The organism is Streptomyces achromogenes (genome assembly GCF_030816715.1).
GTDB lineage: Bacteria > Actinomycetota > Actinomycetes > Streptomycetales > Streptomycetaceae > Streptomyces > Streptomyces achromogenes_A.
Window position 1 is genome coordinate 6,837,822 of sequence record NZ_JAUSYH010000001.1, and the last position, 18,777, is coordinate 6,856,598.

Sequence of the window (18,777 nt, forward strand, 5' to 3'; positions counted from 1 at the left end):
AACCTAAATCACGGTCATCGGGATTTGAACTGACGGCCAGTGCGCCTAAGGTGCTTGACGGACGAGTAACAACCACCCGTAATGACCGCAAGTACCGACAACGCCGGAGGAGGCCCCGTGGAGCACAGCGCGCAGGGCTCCACGGAAACGGGGACACCGGTTTCACCGCAGGGCGACCGCCGGGCACGGGTGCCGGTGCAGTCGCGGGCGGGGTCCGCCGGGCCGGCCGGGCCCGTGGCGTCTGCCGGGGCCGCGAGGTCTGCCGGGCCCGTCGAGTCTGCCGGGTACGGCGAGTACGGCGATCGGGGAGAGCGCGAGTGGTGTGGCCCGGCGGGGGCCGCCCGTGGAGAGCACACCCACGGCGAGACCTCCGCGCCCGCCCCAGCCCCGGTATCGGCCTCAGCCCCCGATCCGGCCCCGGGCCCCGTGCCGGCCCAGGCGCCCGTGCCCGTGCCGGCCCCCGTGTCGGCGCCGGCGCCCGCTTCCGTTCTCGGTCTCGCTTCGGAGGGGGGACCGTCGCCGCAGCAGCCCCGAGCAGTCGTCCAGCGCGCCTCGGTGCGCGGCCAGATCCTCGACGCGCTGCGCACCGCGCTCGCCACGGGGGAGCTGCTGCCGGGCGAGGTCTACTCGGCGCCGGTGCTCGGCGAACGTTTCGGGGTGTCCGCGACGCCGGTGCGGGAGGCGATGCAGCAGCTCGCGCTGGAGGGCGCCGTCGAGGTGGTGCCGAACCGGGGCTTCCGGGTCATCGTGCGGGGAGCCCGTGAACTGGCCGAGCTGGCGGAGGTGCGGGCGCTGCTCGAGGTGCCCGTGCTGATGCGGCTCGCCCGGACCGTGCCCGCCGAGCGGTGGGCCGAGCTGCGGCCCCTCGCGGAGGCGAGCGTGCGGGCGGCGGCCACCGGGTGCCGGGCGACGTACGCGGAGGCCGACCGCGTCTTCCACCGGGCGGTGCTCGCGCTGTCGGGCAACGAGCAGCTGGTCGGCATCGCCGAGGATCTGCACAGGCGGTCGCAGTGGCCGCTGGTCGGTGGGCCGGCGGGGCGGTGCCGGGCTGCTCTCGTCGCCGACGCGGCCGAGCACATGTCGTTGCTCGAGGCGCTGACGGCGGGGGAACCGGATGTGGTGCAGGCGCTGATGCGGGAGCACTTCGTCGGGGCGGGTGGGTGAGGAGCGGGTCGTTGCGCGACCGCTTTCTGTCTTCGCGACGCGTGCGGGTTGCTTGCGGCGCGTGCGGGTTGTCCGGCCGTTTCCTGTCATCGTGCCGAGCGTTTCCGGCCCGCCCCCTGGAGGCTGCCGCCCCCGGACCCCCGCTTCGGCCCTGGACGGGCCTCGTCCTCAAACGCCGGACGGGCTGGAGTGTCCTGACCGGTGTCGGCCGCTCGACGCCCGCCCCGAGACCTCTCCGAAACGCCGGACGGGCTGGAATGTCCTGACCGGTGTCTCCCTTCGGTTTCTGTCGGGCCCCGGCTCAGGCGCCGGACGGGGTGGGTGTCGCCGGCGTCGGCGGAGGGGTCAACTGGCGTGCCAGCCAGGTCGGTACCCCGCCCAGGAGGCGGAACAGGCGGCGGGCCTCCTCCCGCAGGCGGGCGGCCTCCGGTTCGACCTCCGCGTCGGCGAGTGAGGCGAGTGCCGGGGCGGTGCCCACGAGGTAGCCCAACTCCTCGCGGATGCGCAGGGATTCCGCGAATCCGTGCCGGGCTTCCGCCAACTCGCCTTCGCGCAGGGCCAGTCCGGCGAGGTGACGCCAGGTGAAGGACAGCAGCAGCGAGTCCGAGTGTGCGGCGGCGGCGGTGTGGGCGCGCCGGTACGCGGCCCTCGCGGCCTGCGGTGAACGGGCGATGTTCTCCGCGAGCAGGCCCCTGCGGAAGTCCAGCAGGGCCCGTGCGGGGGCGTCCGGCGGGATCAGCGCCGCCGCCCGCCCGAGCGCCGCCCGAGCCTCGTCCACCCGGTCGCGCACCTTGTGCACCGTGGCCGCGTAGGCAAGGTGCCCGCGTTCACAAGCGGCCGCGCCCCGCTCCTCGTCGTCATGGGCCAGTGCCTCCGCCGTGCGCAGCGCGTCCTCGGCGTCCTGCCAGCCCTGCTCGGTGTACAGACACCGCTCCACCAACAGCGAGGCCCGCTGGATCGCGCCCGTGGCGGTGTCGGGCGGCAGCAGGGCCGCCGCGTCCGCCCAGCAGGCGCGTGAACGCAGCCGCCACACCGCGGTCTGGACAGGATCGTCACCTGAGGTCGTTCCGGTACCAGACATGGCGGAATGCGCCACGTTGCCCTCCCCGAGCGCGCCGTCGAGCTGTGAGTGGTGGGCGCATCTCAGCACGAATGGAGCCACCGGGCCAAGGGGGCGGGTGAAAGATTTCACAAAGTCGTGGGACGTTTCCGGCCCCCGGGTTCCGCCAGGCGGCGGCCGGCGGGCGGTTGCCGGCGCCGGTCCGGCCTCAACTCATGCGCAGGGCCAGGAAGAAGTCCAGTTTGTCCTCCAGGCGCGACAGGTCACGGCCCGTCAACTGCTCGATACGCCCGACCCGGTAGCGCAGTGTGTTGACGTGCAGGTGCAGACGGGAGGCGCACCGGGTCCACGAGCCGTCGCAGTCGAGAAACGCTCCCAGCGTCGGAATCAGTTCGGCGCGGTGCCGCCGGTCGTAGTCGCGCAGGGGATCCAGCAGACGGGCGGTGAACGCCCGGCGCACGTCGTCCGGGACGAACGGCAGCAGAAGCACGTGCGAGGCCAGCTCCTGATGCCCCGCGGCGCAGACCCGGCCGGGCCGGGCGGCGGCCACCCGCCGGGCGTGCCGGGCCTCCTCCAGCGCCCCGCGCAGCCCCTCCGCCGAGTGCACCGCCGCGCTGACCCCCAGCGTGAGCCGCCCGTCGCCGTCGAGGCCGGCCGACAGTGGCTCGCGCACGGCGGCCAGCAGCGCGTCGGCGAGGACGCCGGTCCCGGAGCCGTCGGGCTCGTTCGCCACCGCCGGCAGCGGGACCAGGGCGACGGCCTCGTCCCCCGTGTGCGCGACGGCGATGCGATCGGAGGGCTCGGGGCCGCCGGCGAGCGGGTCGACCAGAATCTCCTCGAGGAGGGACTGGGCCACCGGGCCGGCCTCCAGAGAGCTGTCGGCCCACTCGACGCGGGCCACGACCACCTGCCAGTGCGGGGCGGCCCCCAGACCCGGCAGAAGCACCGGCGCGGCCACCCGCAGGCGGGCCGCGATCTCCGCGGGGGCCGCGCCCGTCTGCACCAGCTCCAGCACCTCCTGCGCGAGCCGCCGGCGGACCGTGCGGGCCCCGTCGCGGCGTTCCCGCTCGACGGCGATCAGCTGGGTGACGCCGTGGAGCAGGTCGAGGCGCTCGTCCGCCCACTCCCCGGCGTCGGCCTCGACGGCCAGCAGCCAGTCGGACAGGACACTCTCCCGCACGTCCCGCACGTCCCGCACGTCCCGGGCGATCTGGGAGGGCTGAGCGACCTGCGGGGCACGCCCGCCGCCGCGGATCGGGAACAGCGAGTACGTCACCGGGCCCACGTTCACCCGGTGCGGTCCGCGCCGGGCCGTGCGGACCGCCGCCAGGTGCTCCGCCGCGAGCTGCGCGCACACCTCGGCCGGCAGGCCCGGGCCGGCCGCCTTCGGACCCGCGACGAGCCGGCCGGTGGGGGACAGGACCCACGCGCGCAGGTCCAGGTCGGAGCCGAGCAGATCCAGGACGACGTCCGGGCCGCCGCCGGCCGGGCCCGAGGTCATCATCCGGCGGTGCCGGTCGACGACGGCCGCGAGGTCCCCGGCGCGCTCGCCCGACACCTGCCGCACGACGTGCTCGGTGATCGTCGCGAAGGCCACCGACTCGTGCACCGCGAACAGCGGCAGCCGGTGCCGGGCGCAGGCCGCGGCCAGGTCCTCGGGGATGTCGCCGAGCTCCGCCTCGCCGGCCGCGAGGGCGGTCACGCCGGCCTGCGCCAGGAGCCGCACGAACGGCTCGGAGTCCGCCGCGTCCCGACGCCAGGCCAGACCCGTCAGCACCAGCTCGCCGCCGGAGAGATACCGGCTGGGATCCCTCAGATCGGTGGTCATGACGCCCCGCACCGAGCGGTCCAGTTCGTCCTCGCCGCCGAGGAGCCTGAGGCCCAGCGCATCGGTGTCCAGAAGTGCGCGCAGCCGCATCTCGTCGCCGCCGTTCTCTGTCTCGAAATCTACGATGAATCCTGAAGGGCGCGGTGGGTGGCGACCCGCCCCGCCCCCGGCACCGGGCCGGACGCCCGCGGACGTCCGGTCACCAGCCGCATTCTTCGACCGACAGGCTGTTTCCCACGTTTCCACAGGAAAACGAGGAGGTTACCGAGGGCCTGCGTTCATACGAATCTACAAGATGCCCCTACCGACCAGCCAACTCCTTCATGGTTTCCGTGACTGACCCGGTTGGAGCAAGGCCCTGTGTACTGGGCTCATTCCGCGTGAACAGCACATGAACGAGCCGGGCCCGCCGCACCCGATTCTGGCTCGAAGCCGACGACTGACGAGACAGACGAAGAAGAGAGCCGGTCATGGACTTCCTTCGCCCCGCCAGCTGGGAGGAGGCGCTCGCCGCCAAGGCCGAGCACCCCACCGCTGTGCCGATTGCGGGTGGCACCGATGTGATGGTCGAGATCAACTTCGACCACCGGAGGCCCGAGTACCTGCTCGACCTCAACCGTGTGGGCGACCTCTACGAGTGGGAGGTCGGCGAGGACAGCGTGCGGCTCGGCGCCTCCGTCCCGTACTCCAGGATCATGGAGAACCTGCGCGCCGAGCTGCCGGGCCTCGCGCTCGCCTCGCACACCGTGGCCTCCCCGCAGATCCGCAACCGCGGCGGCGTCGGCGGCAACCTCGGCACCGCCTCCCCGGCCGGCGACGCCCACCCCGCCCTGCTGGCCGCCGGCGCCGAGGTCGAGGCCGAGTCGGTACGCGGTTCCCGCCGGATCCCCATCGACGCGTTCTACACCGGAGTGAAGCGCAACGCGCTCGCCCCCGACGAGCTGATCCGCGCCGTCCACGTCCGAAAGGCCGACGGCCCGCAGCAGTACTCCAAGGTGGGCACCCGCAACGCCATGGTCATCGCCGTCTGCGCCTTCGGCCTCGCCCTGCACCCCACGACCCGGACCGTGCGCACCGGCATCGGCTCCGCCGCCCCGACCCCCGTCCGGGCGAGGACCGCCGAGGACTTCCTGAACGCCGCGCTCGAAGAAGGCGGTTTCTGGGACAACGGAAAAATCATCGCGCCGTCCGTGGCCAAGCAGTTCGCCCAACTGTGCGCAGCCGCCTGCAACCCCATCGACGACGTCCGGGGCACCGCCGGCTACCGCCGCCACGCGGTCGGCGTGATGGCCCGCCGGACGCTCACCTGGACCTGGGAGTCGTACCGCGACGCCCACCGTGCCTCGAAGGGAGCCGCGTGATGCGCGTCAACTTCACCGTCAACGGACGCCCGCAGGAAGCCGACGACGTCTGGGAGGGCGAGAGCCTGCTGTACGTGCTGCGCGAGCGGCTCGGGCTGCCCGGCTCCAAGAACGCCTGCGAGCAGGGCGAGTGCGGCTCGTGCACGGTCCGGCTGGACGGCGTCCCGGTGTGCTCGTGCCTGGTAGCCGCCGGCCAGGTCGAGGGCCGTGACGTCGTCACCGTCGAGGGGCTCGCCGACTACGCCAGGCAGCGTGCCGAACACGCCCGTTGCGCAACCGGTTCCTGCGGTTCTCCGGGCACCTCGGGGACCGCTCTCGACGAAGCCCGCGGTTGGCAGGCGAAGGGCGCCGACTCACAGGCCGGCGACGGCGGCGAACTCTCCCCCGTCCAGCAGGCCTTCATCGACGCCGGCGCCGTCCAGTGCGGTTTCTGCACGCCTGGTCTGCTCGTCGCCGCCGACGAGATGCTCGAGCGCAACCCGAACCCGACCGACGCGGACATCCGCGAGGCCCTCTCGGGCAATCTGTGCCGCTGCACCGGCTACGAGAAAATCATGGACGCGGTCCGCCTGGCGGCCGCCCGGCAGGGAGAGGCGGTCTGACGATGCCTTCCCCCACCCACGGCTCCGCCCGAGCGGACGGTGCCCCCGTCAGCGCCCCCCTCGGCACCCCCGCCAAGGTCACCCAGGGCTCCCCGACCAAGGGCGGCATCGGCGAGTCCACGCTCCGCCCCGACGGCACCCTCAAGGTCACCGGCGAGTTCGCGTACTCGTCCGACATGTGGCACGAGGACATGCTCTGGGGGCAGATCCTGCGCTCCACGGTCGCGCACGCGGACATCGTCTCCATCGACACCTCCGAGGCCCTCGCCACGCCCGGCGTCCACGCCGTCATGACGTACGACGACCTGCCGACCGACGTGAGGAACTACGGCCTGGAGATCCAGGACACCCCGGTCCTGGCCCACGGCAAGGTACGCCACCACGGCGAGCCGGTGGCGATCGTCGCCGCCGACCACCCCGAGACCGCCCGCCGTGCCGCCGCCAAGATCAAGGTGGAGTACCGGGAACTGCCGGTGGTCACCGACGAGGCCTCCGCGACCGCCCCGGACGCGATCCTGGTCCACGAGGGCCGCGACGACCACCACATCGGTCACGTCCCGCACCCCAACATCCTCCACCGGCAGCCCATCGTCCGCGGCGACGTGGCCAGGGCGGCCGAGCGCGCCGACGTCGTCGTCAGGGGCGAATACACCTTCGGCATGCAGGACCAGGCCTTCCTCGGCCCGGAGTCCGGACTCGCCGTGCCCGAGGAGGACGGCGGCGTCCACCTCTACATCGCCACCCAGTGGCTGCACTCCGACCTGCGCCAGATCGCACCCGTTCTCGGCCTGCCCGAGAGCAAGGTGCGCATGACGTTGTCCGGCGTCGGCGGCGCGTTCGGCGGTCGCGAGGACCTGTCGATGCAGATCCACGCCTGTCTGCTGGCCCTGCGCACCGGAAAACCCGTCAAAATCGTTTACAACCGTTTCGAGTCCTTCTTCGGCCATGTGCACCGCCACCCGGCCAAGCTGTCCTACGAGCACGGCGCCACCAGGGACGGCAAGCTGACCCACGTCAAGTGCCGCATCGTGCTCGACGGCGGCGCGTACGCCTCCGCGTCCCCCGCGGTGGTCGGCAACGCCTCCTCGCTCGGCATCGGCCCGTACGTCGTCGACGACGTCGAGGTCGAGGCCATCGCCCTCTACACCAACAACCCGCCCTGCGGCGCGATGCGCGGCTTCGGCGCGGTCCAGGCGTGCTTCGCCTACGAGGCGCAGATGGACAAGGTGGCCAGGGAACTCGGCCTGGACCCGGTGGAGTTCCGGCAGCGCAACGCGATGGAGCAAGGGTCCCTCCTGCCCACCGGACAGCGGGTCGACTCCCCGGCGCCGGTCGCCGAACTGCTGCGCAGGGTCAAGGCCATGCCGCTGCCGCCGGAGCGCCAGTGGGAGAGCAGCGAGGGCGCGGACGTACGGCAGCTGCCCGGCGGCCTGTCCAACACCACGCACGGCGAGGGCGTCGTGCGCGGAATCGGTTACGCGGTCGGCATCAAGAACGTCGGCTTCTCCGAGGGCTTCGACGACTACTCGACCGCCAAGGTCCGCATGGAGGTCGTCGCCGGCGAACCCGTCGCGACCGTGCACACGGCGATGGCGGAGGTCGGCCAGGGCGGTGTCACCGTCCACGCGCAGATCGCCCGCACCGAGCTGGGCGTCGCGCAGGTGACCATCCACCCGGCGGACACCCAGGTGGGCAGCGCCGGCTCGACGTCGGCCTCCCGGCAGACGTACGTCACCGGCGGCGCCGTCAAGAACTCCTGCGAGCTCGTGCGGGACAAGGTCCTGGAGATCGGGCGCCGCAGGTTCGGCTCCCACCACCCGGCGTGGGCCACCGCCGAGCTGCTCCTGGAGGGCGGCAAGGTGGTCACCGACGGCGGCGAGGCCCTCGCCGACCTCGTCGACGTGCTCGAGGACGAGGCCGTCGAGGTCGAGGCGGAGTGGCGGCACCGGCCGACCGAGCCGTTCGACCTGCACACCGGTCAGGGCAACGGCCACGTCCAGTACTCCTTCGCCGCGCACCGCGCAGTCGTCGAGGTCGACACCGAGCTCGGACTGGTGAAGGTCGTCGAGCTGGCCTGCGCACAGGACGTCGGAAAGGCCCTGAACCCGCTTTCTGTGATCGGTCAGATCCAGGGCGGCACGACCCAGGGACTGGGCGTGGCGGTCATGGAGGAGATCATCGTCGACCCGAAGACGGCGAAGGTCAGGAACCCCTCCTTCACGGACTACCTGATCCCCACGATTCTCGACACGCCGACCATCCCCGTCGACGTGCTCGAACTCGCCGACGACCACGCCCCCTACGGGCTGCGCGGCGTCGGCGAGGCCCCCACCCTGTCGTCGACCCCGGCCGTCCTCGCGGCGATCCGGAACGCGACCGGGCTGGAGCTCGACCGCACACCGGTACGTCCGGAGCACCTCACCGGAACGTGACCCCACCGGGTCCGTGCAGCAGTTCACCGGGGGCTTCGGCCCCCGGGTCCCCTTGTTCGTCTCGGGCCGTCCCCCGGGTCGTCCATCCCAAATCCCGCAACCGGCCGCAGACGCCGTGCGGGTGTCCCTATGAACCTTGGGAGATGGCCCATGACCCAGCAGTCACTGGAGCCGAGGACCACAGCCGACGACGCGGGCGAAGGCACCCGCGTCCCGGCCGGACGGTCCTGGCTCGACCGGTACTTCCACATATCCGGGCGGGGATCCACGGTCGCGCGCGAAGTGCGCGGCGGCGTCACCACGTTCATGGCGATGGCGTACATCCTCCTGCTCAACCCGCTGATCCTGTCCGGCAAGGACGCGGCCGGGGGCACCCTCGGCCGGCAGGCCCTGATCACCGCGACCGCTTTCGCAGCCGCTTTCACCACGTTGCTGATGGGCTTCCTCGGCAGGGTGCCCCTCGCGCTCGCCGCCGGACTGTCCGTCTCCGGCGTGCTGTCCTCCCAGGTCGCGCCGCAGATGACCTGGCCGCAGGCGATGGGCATGTGCGTGATGTACGGCGTCGTCATCATGCTGCTGGTCGTCACCGGCCTGCGCGAGATGATCATGAACGCCATTCCGCTCGCCCTCAAGCACGCCATCACCATGGGCATCGGCCTGTTCATCGCCCTCATCGGGTTCTACAAGTCCGGCTTCGTGCACCAGGGCCAGGCGACCCCGGTGACCCTCGGACCGGCGGGCGAACTGGCGGGCTGGCCGGTGCTGTTGTTCGCCGGCACCCTGCTGCTGATCTTCATGCTCCAGGCCCGCAACGTCCCCGGCGCCATCCTCGTCGGCATCGTCGGCGGCACGGTCGCCGCCGGGATCCTCAACGCCGCCGGGGCCGTCGACCCGAAGCAGTGGGCGGCCGGCGCTCCCGAACTGCACGGCGGCGCCGTCTCGATGCCCGACTTCTCGCTCTTCGGGGACGTGGAGTTCGGCGGCTGGGGCGAGGTCGGCGCGATGACCGTCGGCATGATCGTCTTCACGCTGGTCCTCGCCGGGTTCTTCGACGCGATGGCCACCATCATCGGCGTCGGCACCGAGGCGGGGCTCGCCGACGACAGGGGCAGGATGCCGGGCCTGTCCAAGGCGCTGTTCATCGACGGAGCCGGCGGGGCGATCGGCGGAGTGGCGGGCGGCTCGGGCCAGACCGTGTTCATCGAGTCGGCGACGGGCGTCGGCGAGGGCGCCCGCACGGGCCTCGCCTCGGTCGTCACCGGCCTGTTCTTCGCCGCCTGCCTGTTCTTCACCCCGCTCACCGCGATCGTCCCGCAGGAGGTCGCCTCCGCCGCCCTGGTGGTCATCGGCGCGATGATGCTGATGAACGCCCGGCACGTCGACTGGGCGGACCGGGCAACCGCTGTCCCGGTGTTTCTGACCGTCGTGCTGATGCCGTTCACGTACACCATCACCGCCGGTGTCGCCGCGGGCGTCATCTCCTACGTCGCCGTCAAGGCCGCGCAGGGCAGGGCGCGCGAGATCGGCGCCTTCATGTGGGGGCTGGCGACGATCTTCCTCGTGTACTTCTCCCTCCACCCCATCGAGAGTTGGCTGGGCGTCCGCTAGCCGCCCCCGGCCGCCCCTTGCCGGGCCACGTCCGCCGCACCACCGCAGTCAAGGAGACCGAGAGATGCTGGACATCGCCGAAGAGCTCGACCGGTGGGTCGAGCAGGGCCGTGACTTCGCCGTCGCCACCGTGGTGGCCGTCGGCGGCAGCGCGCCCCGCCAGCCCGGCGCCGCCCTCGCGGTGGACGCCGACGGCACGGCGATCGGCTCGGTCTCCGGCGGCTGCGTGGAGGGCGCGGTGTACGAACTGTGCCGCCAGGCGCTGGAGGACGGGCAGCCGGTCCGCGAACGCTTCGGCTACAGCGACGACGACGCCTTCGCCGTGGGGCTCACCTGCGGGGGAACCATCGACGTGCTGGTCACCCCGGTGCGGGCCGGCGATCCCGTCCGCCCGGTGATCGCGGCCGGCCTGCGGGCCGCGGCCGCCGGGGAGGCGGCGGCGCTCGCGAGGATCGTGAACGGACCCGCCCACCTCGTCGGCCGCGCGCTGCTGGTGCACGCGGACGGCGCTCGCGGCGGCGACACCCCTTCCGCCCGCCGCGCCGCTGCCCACCACGGCGGTTTCGGCGCCCACCCCGAGCTCGACCGCACCGTCGCGGCCGAGGCCGCAGCGATGTTGGACGGCGGCCGCACCGGTACCGTGGAGATCGGCGAGCGGGGCGCACGCTGCGGGGCGCCGCTGACGGTCCTCGTGGAGTCGTCGGTGCCCCCGCCCCGGATGATCGTGTTCGGGGCGATCGACTTCGCGTCGGCGCTGGTACGGGTCGGCAGGTTCCTGAACTACCACGTGACGGTCTGCGACGCCCGCCCCGTCTTCGCGACGGCGGCCCGTTTCCCCGAGGCCGACGAGATCGTCGTCGAGTGGCCGCACAGGTACCTCGAGCGCACGCGGGTGGACGCGCGGACCGTCCTGTGCGTCCTCACCCACGACGCCAAGTTCGACGTACCGCTGCTCCGGCTGGCGTTGCGGCTGCCGGTCGCCTACGTCGGCGCCATGGGATCCCGCCGCACCCACCTCGACCGCAACGCCCGGCTGCGGGAAGTGGGCGTCACGGAGCTGGAGTTGGCGCGGCTTCGGTCACCCATCGGCCTCGACCTGGGGGCCCGGACGCCCGAGGAGACGGCGCTGTCGATCGCCGCGGAGATCGTCGCCGAGCGGCGCGGCGGCAGCGGGGTCTCGCTCACCGGGGCGCACACGCCGATCCATCACGACGTGACCTCGCCGCCGGCCGGCCGGATCGGTTCGGTGGCCTGAGCCGCGGTCCCGGCCCGGCGGAGACCGGTCCCCGGGCGAACGTGTGTCGTACGGACGCGGCGGTTTGCACCTTGACGACGCCTGCCACGGGGCGCGCCCGCGGAGCCGCCACGGGGCACGCCCGGGAGACGGCCCGGCGCGGCCTGAGACGCCCCGGTGTCCGTCGCCCGTCAGGGTGTGCGCAGGAGACGGTCGGCCGCGCGCCCGAAGACCGACCCCGCCGAGGCCCTCAGGAGGGGGTCGAAGAGGGACGGGAGGAAGCGCACCCGCAACTCCTCACGCCAGATCACCCGGGTCCGGCCGCCGGGGCGGGGCCGCACCTCGATCTCGGCCCAGCCGAGGACGACCCGGCCGCGCTTCTCCAGCCGGCACCGGCCCGGGTCGTCGGCGGTGGGCGGCTGCCATCCGGTCACCTCCATCCGGTCGTCGAAGGCGAGCGGGCCGAAGCCCGAACGCGCCACGAAGACCGTGCCCGCGCGCGTCGGCGGGGGAGTGCGCACGAGGACGCGGGTGAAGGGCACCACGTCGCCGTGCCGGGACCAGTCCGTCAGACGCCGCCAGGCGTCCTCGACGGAGAGCGGGACCGTGCGTTCCACCTGGAAGTCGACCACGTCCCCGATCGTAGGGACACCGGCCCGTTCCGCGGGGCAACCCACCGGCTCGCCGTTTCGCGGCACGGGCGGGGAGGGGCGGGCGGTGGTGTTCCGGGTCAGCGGTAGACCTTCCCCGGCTCGGCCCTGCCGGGCGCCAGCAGCTGAGGAACGGTCACGAAAACGAATCCGCGCTCTTTCAGCGCGTCGATGATGCCGGGCACCGCCGGTACGGTCCCGTCGTAGATGTCGTGCAGCAGGATGATGCCGTCCCGGTCGGCCTGTGCGAGGACCCGGCGCTGGATCAGGGCGGAGTCGGTCGTCGCGTAGTCCTTGGCGGTCACCGTCCACAGCACCTCGGAGAGTCCCAGCTCGCGGCAGATCTCGTGCACGGTCTCGTCGGTGCGGCCCTGCGGCGGACGCATCAGGGTGGGGCGGCGGCCGATGAGGCGCTCTATCTCGTCGTTGGGGCGCTGGAGTTCCTCGCGTATCTTCTCCGGCTCGATCCGCGTGAGGATCTTGTGGTCCCAGGTGTGGCTGGCCACCTCGTGCCCCTCGGCGGCCATGCGTCTGACGAGCTCGGGGTGCTTGTCGATGTGTCCCTTGCCCAACAGGAAGAAGGTCGCCGGGACCTGTCTCTCCTTGAGTATGTCCAGCAGCCTGGCGGAGTTCTCGCTCGGTCCCGCGTCGAAGGTGAGGGCGATGCACTTCGCCACCCGGCAGTCGACGGGGCCGAGGCGGGCGGCCTGCGCGGTGGCCGCGGGCACGGCCCGGGCGGCGCTCGGACGGGTGGGGTCGAGGCCGCCGCAGCCGGTGAGCGTGACCGTCAGGCAGGCGGTCGCCACCGAGATGGCGGCGCCGCGCAACGCGGACCTGGTGTTCTTCGTCTTCCTCGTCAGTGAACGCATGCCGAGACTATACATAAAGCGTATACATGCTATGTATAGTCTCCCACCTGCGCATTGTGTCCGTTTCGCCGGTGGCGATGTGTGTCGGATCATCCCGGTACGCGCCGTGTGAGCGGTGTTGGAACGCCGTCATGAGTGGGGTGGAATCGCCATCGTGAGCGGTGTCGAAGCCGCGTCTCGCGCGGAGTCGGTGTCCTGTCGTCACCTGTGTCGAAGCACCGTCGGAGCAGCGCCGGACGCGCGGTCGGCCATCCGCCGGAAACAGGGCGGCGCTCCGACGGCACCGCTGTCCGCGGGCTGCCGGAGCGCCGTCGTCACCTCCCCGGGAGGGTCAGGGGGCGGTCGACGAGAGTGTCACTGGGCGTAGAACGTCGCGTCTCCCCGGTCGGTCGCCGTGCTCGGCGTCTGCACGTACAGCAGGTAGTTGTAGTGGCGGATGTACCGGCCGGCGTTGTTGTACGACTCGTAGCTGACGCCCGCCGAGTCCGCGAGCCCGGCCCGGCGGTAGAAGGTGGCGTCCGAGGCGAACGTCGACGAGCCGTCGTTCTTCTCCAGCCACACCTCGAAGTTCTTGTGCCGCAGGTAGTAGCCCGGGAAGTTCGCGGCCTCCAGCGAGACCGTGCCGGTGCCGGCCAGCCCGGGCACCACGCGGAACTGCGAGTCGGCGAGCGGGCTGACGTTCGCCTCGATCTTGGCTCGGTACTCCCAGTGGCGGATGAACCGGTCGGCGTAGTTGTACGAGGAGAAGCGCTGCGGGGTGACGCCGTCGGCCACCGGGATGCCGAAGTCGGGCGTGCCGTCGGCCTTCCAGTACACCTTCTGCACCCGGGTGCGGCGGTTCGGGTCGTTCAGGGGGTCACCGGAGATGTCCTTGTAGCTGCGGTCGTGGTAGACGAGGATGTCCGACTTGCCGTCCTCGGAGACCGTGAACGAGTTGTGGCCCGGGCCGTACTGCGAGGTCGTGGCGTTGGTGGTGAAGACGGGCTGTGACCCCTTGCTCCAGGACGCCGGGGCGGTGAGGTCGGCCGTCGCGGAGGCGGTCAGCATGCCGAGGCAGTAGTTGGCGTCGGTGGCGCTCGCCGAGTAGGTCATGAAGACCTTGCCGCCGTGCTGGATGAGCGCCGGCCCCTCGTTGACCTTGAAGCCGACCGTCTCCCACGACAACGTCGGCTGGGAGATCTCCGCCGGCGTGCCCGTGATCGTCCAGGGGTTGGCCATCTTCGCGATGAACAGGCTGGTGTTGTTGTTCTCCGCCGGGTTGCGCTGCGCCCAGGCGAGATAGCGGACGCCGTTCACGACGAAGGTCGTCGCGTCGAGCGAGAAGCTCTCCCACGTGGTCTTGATCTGGCCCTTCTCGGTCCAGGTCGCGGTGAGCGGATTGGCGCCGGTGCCCTCCAGGACGTACATCCGGATCGCCCAGATGTCGGACGTCGCCCCGGCCGCGAAGTACACGTACCACTTGCCGTCGATGAAGTGGATCTCCGGCGCCCAGATGTGCGCGCCCATGACCCCGCTGGCGTGCTTGGTCCAGATGGTGACCTCCTGGGCCGTCGACAGGCCCTGGATGGTCGTCGCCCGGCGCAGCACGATGCGGTCGTACTCGGGGACCGTGGCGGTGAAGTAGTAGTAGCCGTCGGTGTGCTTGAAGATGTGCGGGTCGGCGCGCTTCTCGGCGATCGGATTGGTGTACGTCACCGCGGGGGAGTCGGGCGCGGCGGCCTGGGCGGGGGAGCCCAGGCCGGTGAGGGCGGCCGCGAGGGCGACGAGTACGGCCAGGAGCAGCCGGACGGCGTTGCGTCTCAAGGGAGTTCTCCAAATGGGGGGGGTGGTGGAGGCGGGCGCGGGAGTCAGGAGGTGGGCACGAGGCGCCACTGCTGGCAGTTGTTGTTCAGCCAGGTCCACTGCCGTACGTCGGCGCCGTTCGTGGTCTGGCAGTTCGCGACGTCGGCGACCTTGCCGCTGTTCTCGTTGACGATCCGGACGTAGTCACCGGTCGCGGTGAAGACGAGCCGGAAGCGCTGGCACTTGTTGTTGAGCCAGGACCACTGACGCAGGTCCGCGCCGTCGGCGGCGGAGCAGTCGGCGGTGTCCATCACCCCGCCGGTGGCGGCGTTGACCAGCCGGCTGGTGTCGTCGCCCTGGTCCTCGACGCGCCACTTCTGGTTGGCGCCGCCGTTGCAGGTCCACTGGAAGATGTTCGTGCCGTTGGCGGCGGAACCGCCGTCGAGGTCCAGGCACTTGCCGCTGTTGCGGTTGACGAGGGTGTACGCCGTCGGCGTCGTCGCCGTCTCACCGGACGGGCCCGGGAGTGACGTGCCGAGCGAGACCGGCGTGCCGAAGTTCGGCGTGCCGTCGGCGTTCCAGGTGAACTTCTGGGCGCGGGTCGTCCGGCCGTTTCCGCAGCCTCCGTTGGAGGCGCTGTTGGCGTGGTAGACGATCCAGTTCTCCGTGCCGTCCGGCGAGCTGAAGAAGCCGTTGTGCCCGGGCCCGTACACGCTGTTGGCGTCACTGCGCTGGAAGACGGGCGTCTGCTTCTTGGTCCAGGACGCGGGGTCGAGCGGGTCGGAACCGGTGAGCTCCAGCTGGCCGAGCTTGTAGTCGGGTGTGCCGCAGAAGCTGGCGGAGAAGGTCAGGAACGTCCGGCCGTCGTGGTACAGCGGTTCCGGCCCCTCGTTGACCGCGCCGCCCGAGGTCTCCCAGCTCAGCGTCGGGCTGGAAATGACGGTGAACGTGTTGCTGGACAGGGTGTACGGGTTGCTCATCGGCGCGATGACGAGGCTCTGCTTGCTGCCGTTCACGAAACCGCTTCCCACGAGAAACAGGTTTCCGCCCACCTGCAGCACGCTCGCGTCGATCAGCCAGCCGCCCGGAGTGAGGTTGGAGCCGGTGAGGGAGCCCTTGTAGGTGTACGGGCCCAGCGGGTCGGTGCCGGCGCTCTCCAGCACGTGGGTGCGCTGCGAGTCGCAGCAGGCGACGCCGCCCTGGCCGGCCGAGTAGTACAGGTACCAGTGGCCGTTGAACTGGTGGAGCTCGGGGGCCCAGATGTTGGTGTTGCGGGTCGAGGTGGTGTCCGACCACACCTGCACGGTGGGCGCGGTGGCGAGGCCGGCCAGCGTCGGTGACTTGCGGATGCCGAGGACGCCCGTGAACGTCGTCGTGACCAGGTAGTAGTTGCCGTCGTGGTACTCGAGCCAGGGATCGGCGCCCTTGGCCGACTTCAGCGGGTTGGTGTACGGGCGGCCGTCAGCCGCGGACACCGGTTGGGTCGCCGCCACCAGGGCGACGAGGAGAGCCAACACACAGACGAGCAAGGGTCTGCGGCGGTACATCCGGGGCATAAAGGACCGTCCCTTGTTCATGAGGCAACTTGCTCGTCATTTCGAACATAGTTCGTAACTTCGGCCAGAAGATATGGGTCGTTCTTGCCCCCGTCAATGGTTTCGACAGCCCCACCGCCCTCGTGGGGCAACCGGAGGAGCGGGAGGGACGCCTGTCACCGCACCCCCGGTTCGCGGCGAAGAGCGCGGCGGTGAGCGCGCCAGGGCGCCCGGCCCGGCCCCTGAGGACCGAGCTGGACGCCCTGGCGGTGCTGTTCTTCCGGAAAGCCGGGTCCGTCGGACCGGACCGGTTGGTCGGTTCCGGCCGGGCGGCCCGTCTGTCAGACCAGGTCGAACCGGTCGAGGTCGGAGACCTTGGCCCACGCCGCGACGAAGTCCGTCACGAACTTCTCCTTCGCGTCGTCGCTCGCGTAGACCTCGGCGACCGCGCGCAGCTCGGAGTTCGAGCCGAAGACCAGGTCGGCACGGGTGCCGGTCCACTTCACCTCGCCCGTGGCGGCGTCGCGGCCCTCGAAGAGGGACTGGTCCGAGGACGTCGACGACCAGGTCGTGCCCAGGTCGAGCAGGTTGACGAAGAAGTCGTTCGTCAGCGTGCCGGGGGCGTCGGTGAGGACGCCGTGCGAGGACTGCCCGTGGTTCGCGCCCAGGACGCGCAGGCCGCCGACGAGGACCGTCAGCTCCGGAGCGCTCAGGTTGAGCAGGTTCGCCCGGTCGAGGAGGAGGTACTCGGCCGGCAGGCGGTTGCCCTTGCCGAGGTAGTTGCGGAACCCGTCGGCGGTCGGCTCGAGCGCGGCGAAGGACTCGACGTCCGTCTGCTCCTGCGAGGCGTCCACCCGGCCCGGCGTGAACGGGACCCGCACGTCGTGTCCGGCGTCCTTGGCGGCCTTCTCCACGGCGGCGGCGCCGCCGAGGACGATCAGGTCGGCCAGCGAGACCTTCTTCGCGCCGGAGTTGAACTCGGCCTGGACGCCCTCGAGGACGCGCAGCACCTGCGCCAGCTCGTCGGGCTCGTTGACCTCCCAGCCGCGCTGCGGCTCGAGGCGGATACGGGCGCCGTTGGCGCCGCCGCGCTTGTCGCTGCCGCGGAAGGTGGAGGCGGAGGCCCACGCGGTGGACACCAGCTGCGAGACGGTCAGGCCGGAGGCGAGGAGCTTGGCCTTGAGGGCCGTGACGTCCTCGTCGCCGATGACCTCGCCGTCGGCTGCCGGCAGCGGGTCCTGCCACAGCAGGGTCTCCGCCGGGACCTCCGGGCCGAGGTACAGGGACTTCGGGCCCAGGTCGCGGTGGGTGAGCTTGTACCAGGCGCGGGCGAAGGCGTCCGCGAACTGGTCGGGGTTCTCGTGGAAGCGGCGCGAGATCGGCCCGTAGATCGGGTCGAAGCGCAGCGACAGGTCGGTCGTCAGCATGGTCGGGGCGTGCCGCTTGGACGCGTCGTGCGCGTCCGGGATGGTGCCCGCGCCCGCGCCGTCCTTGGCCACCCACTGCTTCGCGCCGGCCGGGCTCTCCGTCAGCTCCCACTCGAAGCCGAACAGGTTGTCGAAGAAGCCGTTGCCCCACTGCGTCGGCGTGGCGGTCCAGGTGACCTCGAGGCCGCTGGTGATGGTGTCGCCGCCCTTGCCGGTGCCGTAGCTGCTCTTCCAGCCGAGGCCCTGCTCGGCCAGCGAGGCGGCCTCGGGGTCGGCGCCGACGTTGTCCGCCGGGCCCGCGCCGTGGGTCTTGCCGAAGGTGTGACCGCCCGCGATCAGGGCGACCGTCTCCTCGTCGTTCATCGCCATCCGGCGGAACGTCTCACGGATGTCGCGGGCCGCGGCCAGCGGGTCCGGGTTGCCGTTCGGGCCTTCGGGGTTGACGTAGATGAGGCCCATCTGGACGGCGCCGAGCGGGTTCTCCAGCTCGCGGTCGCCGGTGTAGCGCTGGTCGTCGAGCCAGGTGGTCTCGGGGCCCCAGTAGACGTCCTCCTCCGCCTCCCAGACGTCCTCGCGGCCGCCGGCGAAGCCGAAGGTCGTGAAGCCCATCTGCTCGAGCGCGACGTTGCCGGTGAGGATCATCAGGTCGGCCCAGGAGATGGACTGGCCGTACTTCTTCTTGACCGGCCACAGCAGACGGCGGGCCTTGTCCAGGTTGGCGTTGTCCGGCCAGCTGTTGAGCGGGGCGAACCGCTGCTGACCGGCGCCGGCGCCGCCGCGGCCGTCACTGATGCGGTAGGTGCCCGCGCTGTGCCAGGCCATGCGGATCATCAGCGGGCCGTAGTTGCCGAAGTCGGCCGGCCACCAGTCCTGCGACGTCGTCAGCACCTCGGCGATGTCCTGCTTGACGGCCGCGAGGTCGAGCGCCTGGAACGCCTCGGCGTAGTCGAAGTCCTCGCCGAGCGGGTTCGCCACGGCGGGGTTCTTCGCGAGGATCCTCACGTTGAGCCGCTCCGGCCACCACTGGCGGTTGCCGCCGCCCTGGGTCGGGTGCGCCGCACGGCCGTGCGCGACCGGGCAGCCACCTGCCTCCGCCGCCTTCGAGTCGGTCACGATCGCGTCATGGTTCTCGGTCATGGGGGAATCCTTCTGGGCTGGTCGGATCACATGCTCAGGTGTCGCAGGGGTTCGGGTGCCCGGGTCCCGGGTCCCGGGTCCGGGGTCC

At 71.7% G+C, this 18,777-nt stretch carries 13 protein-coding genes; 6 read left to right on the forward strand and 7 right to left on the reverse strand.

Translation table 11 applies throughout. The annotated features are described in order from the left end of the window. The first annotated feature begins 117 nt into the window (after positions 1-117). Positions 118-1,164, forward strand: a complete 1,047-nt coding sequence (locus tag QF032_RS30505) for a GntR family transcriptional regulator (protein ID WP_307058273.1) — start codon at positions 118-120, stop codon at positions 1,162-1,164. A 301-nt stretch (positions 1,165-1,465) separates the two neighbouring features. Here the strand turns inward: QF032_RS30505 and QF032_RS30510 are convergent, their stop codons facing one another. Next, positions 1,466-2,260 (reverse strand): hypothetical protein, encoded by a 795-nt coding sequence (locus QF032_RS30510; protein ID WP_307046923.1) that lies wholly within the window; start codon positions 2,258-2,260, stop codon positions 1,466-1,468. 172 nt (positions 2,261-2,432) lie between these two features. Further along, positions 2,433-4,142 carry a PucR family transcriptional regulator gene (locus QF032_RS30515; protein WP_307058275.1) on the reverse strand — a complete coding sequence of 570 codons (1,710 nt, stop codon included), beginning with the start codon at positions 4,140-4,142 and terminating at the stop codon, positions 2,433-2,435. A 380-nt stretch (positions 4,143-4,522) separates the two neighbouring features. Between QF032_RS30515 and QF032_RS30520 the strand changes: the two genes are divergently transcribed. The 5 genes from QF032_RS30520 to QF032_RS30540 all read left to right on the forward strand — a co-directional run bounded on the left by QF032_RS30520 (position 4,523) and on the right by QF032_RS30540 (position 11,310). Then, complete coding sequence (locus QF032_RS30520) at positions 4,523-5,413, forward strand: FAD binding domain-containing protein (protein WP_307058278.1); 891 nt, start codon at positions 4,523-4,525, stop codon at positions 5,411-5,413. After that, positions 5,413-6,015 carry a (2Fe-2S)-binding protein gene (locus tag QF032_RS30525; RefSeq protein ID WP_307046928.1) on the forward strand — a complete coding sequence of 201 codons (603 nt, stop codon included), beginning with the start codon at positions 5,413-5,415 and terminating at the stop codon, positions 6,013-6,015. The genes QF032_RS30520 and QF032_RS30525 overlap by 1 nt, the downstream gene beginning before the upstream one ends. A 2-nt stretch (positions 6,016-6,017) precedes the next feature. Further along, complete coding sequence (locus QF032_RS30530) at positions 6,018-8,447, forward strand: xanthine dehydrogenase family protein molybdopterin-binding subunit (protein WP_307046929.1); 2,430 nt, start codon at positions 6,018-6,020, stop codon at positions 8,445-8,447. 150 nt (positions 8,448-8,597) lie between these two features. Further along, positions 8,598-10,055, forward strand: coding sequence for an NCS2 family permease (locus QF032_RS30535; protein WP_307058280.1), 1,458 nt, complete (start codon positions 8,598-8,600; stop codon positions 10,053-10,055). 64 nt (positions 10,056-10,119) lie between these two features. Further along, positions 10,120-11,310, forward strand: coding sequence for an XdhC family protein (locus tag QF032_RS30540; protein WP_307058281.1), 1,191 nt, complete (start codon positions 10,120-10,122; stop codon positions 11,308-11,310). A gap of 170 nt (positions 11,311-11,480) precedes the next feature. Here QF032_RS30540 and QF032_RS30545 read toward each other — a convergent pair whose 3' ends face one another. The 5 genes from QF032_RS30545 to katG form a co-directional block, all read right to left on the reverse strand. Further along, positions 11,481-11,921 (reverse strand): SRPBCC family protein, encoded by a 441-nt coding sequence (locus tag QF032_RS30545; protein WP_307058283.1) that lies wholly within the window; start codon positions 11,919-11,921, stop codon positions 11,481-11,483. Positions 11,922-12,019: 98 nt separating this feature from the next. Then, positions 12,020-12,808, reverse strand: a complete 789-nt coding sequence (locus tag QF032_RS30550; protein WP_307058285.1) for a polysaccharide deacetylase family protein — start codon at positions 12,806-12,808, stop codon at positions 12,020-12,022. A gap of 354 nt (positions 12,809-13,162) precedes the next feature. Next, positions 13,163-14,611 carry a family 43 glycosylhydrolase gene (locus tag QF032_RS30555; RefSeq protein WP_307046938.1) on the reverse strand — a complete coding sequence of 483 codons (1,449 nt, stop codon included), beginning with the start codon at positions 14,609-14,611 and terminating at the stop codon, positions 13,163-13,165. Positions 14,612-14,655: 44 nt separating this feature from the next. Continuing rightward, on the reverse strand, positions 14,656-16,146 hold the full coding sequence (locus QF032_RS30560; RefSeq protein WP_306948389.1) for a family 43 glycosylhydrolase: 1,491 nt from the start codon (positions 16,144-16,146) through the stop codon (positions 14,656-14,658). A gap of 320 nt (positions 16,147-16,466) precedes the next feature. Continuing rightward, positions 16,467-18,689, reverse strand: coding sequence for a catalase/peroxidase HPI (katG, locus tag QF032_RS30565; RefSeq protein WP_307058287.1), 2,223 nt, complete (start codon positions 18,687-18,689; stop codon positions 16,467-16,469). Positions 18,690-18,777: the final 88 nt, after the last annotated feature.

What these genes read in the sequence shown, in the direction of transcription:
- QF032_RS30515 (WP_307058275.1), bottom strand. Translation starts at nt 4,142, where the DNA reads ATGCGGCTGCGCGCACTTCTGGACACCGATGCGCTGGGCCTCAGGCTC.
- QF032_RS30520 (WP_307058278.1), top strand. Translation starts at nt 4,523, where the DNA reads ATGGACTTCCTTCGCCCCGCCAGCTGGGAGGAGGCGCTCGCCGCCAAG.
- QF032_RS30525 (WP_307046928.1), top strand. Translation starts at nt 5,413, where the DNA reads ATGCGCGTCAACTTCACCGTCAACGGACGCCCGCAGGAAGCCGACGAC.
- QF032_RS30530 (WP_307046929.1), top strand. Translation starts at nt 6,018, where the DNA reads ATGCCTTCCCCCACCCACGGCTCCGCCCGAGCGGACGGTGCCCCCGTC.
- QF032_RS30535 (WP_307058280.1), top strand. Translation starts at nt 8,598, where the DNA reads ATGACCCAGCAGTCACTGGAGCCGAGGACCACAGCCGACGACGCGGGC.
- QF032_RS30540 (WP_307058281.1), top strand. Translation starts at nt 10,120, where the DNA reads ATGCTGGACATCGCCGAAGAGCTCGACCGGTGGGTCGAGCAGGGCCGT.
- QF032_RS30550 (WP_307058285.1), bottom strand. Translation starts at nt 12,808, where the DNA reads ATGCGTTCACTGACGAGGAAGACGAAGAACACCAGGTCCGCGTTGCGC.
- QF032_RS30560 (WP_306948389.1), bottom strand. Translation starts at nt 16,146, where the DNA reads ATGCCCCGGATGTACCGCCGCAGACCCTTGCTCGTCTGTGTGTTGGCT.
- katG (WP_307058287.1), bottom strand. Translation starts at nt 18,689, where the DNA reads ATGACCGAGAACCATGACGCGATCGTGACCGACTCGAAGGCGGCGGAG.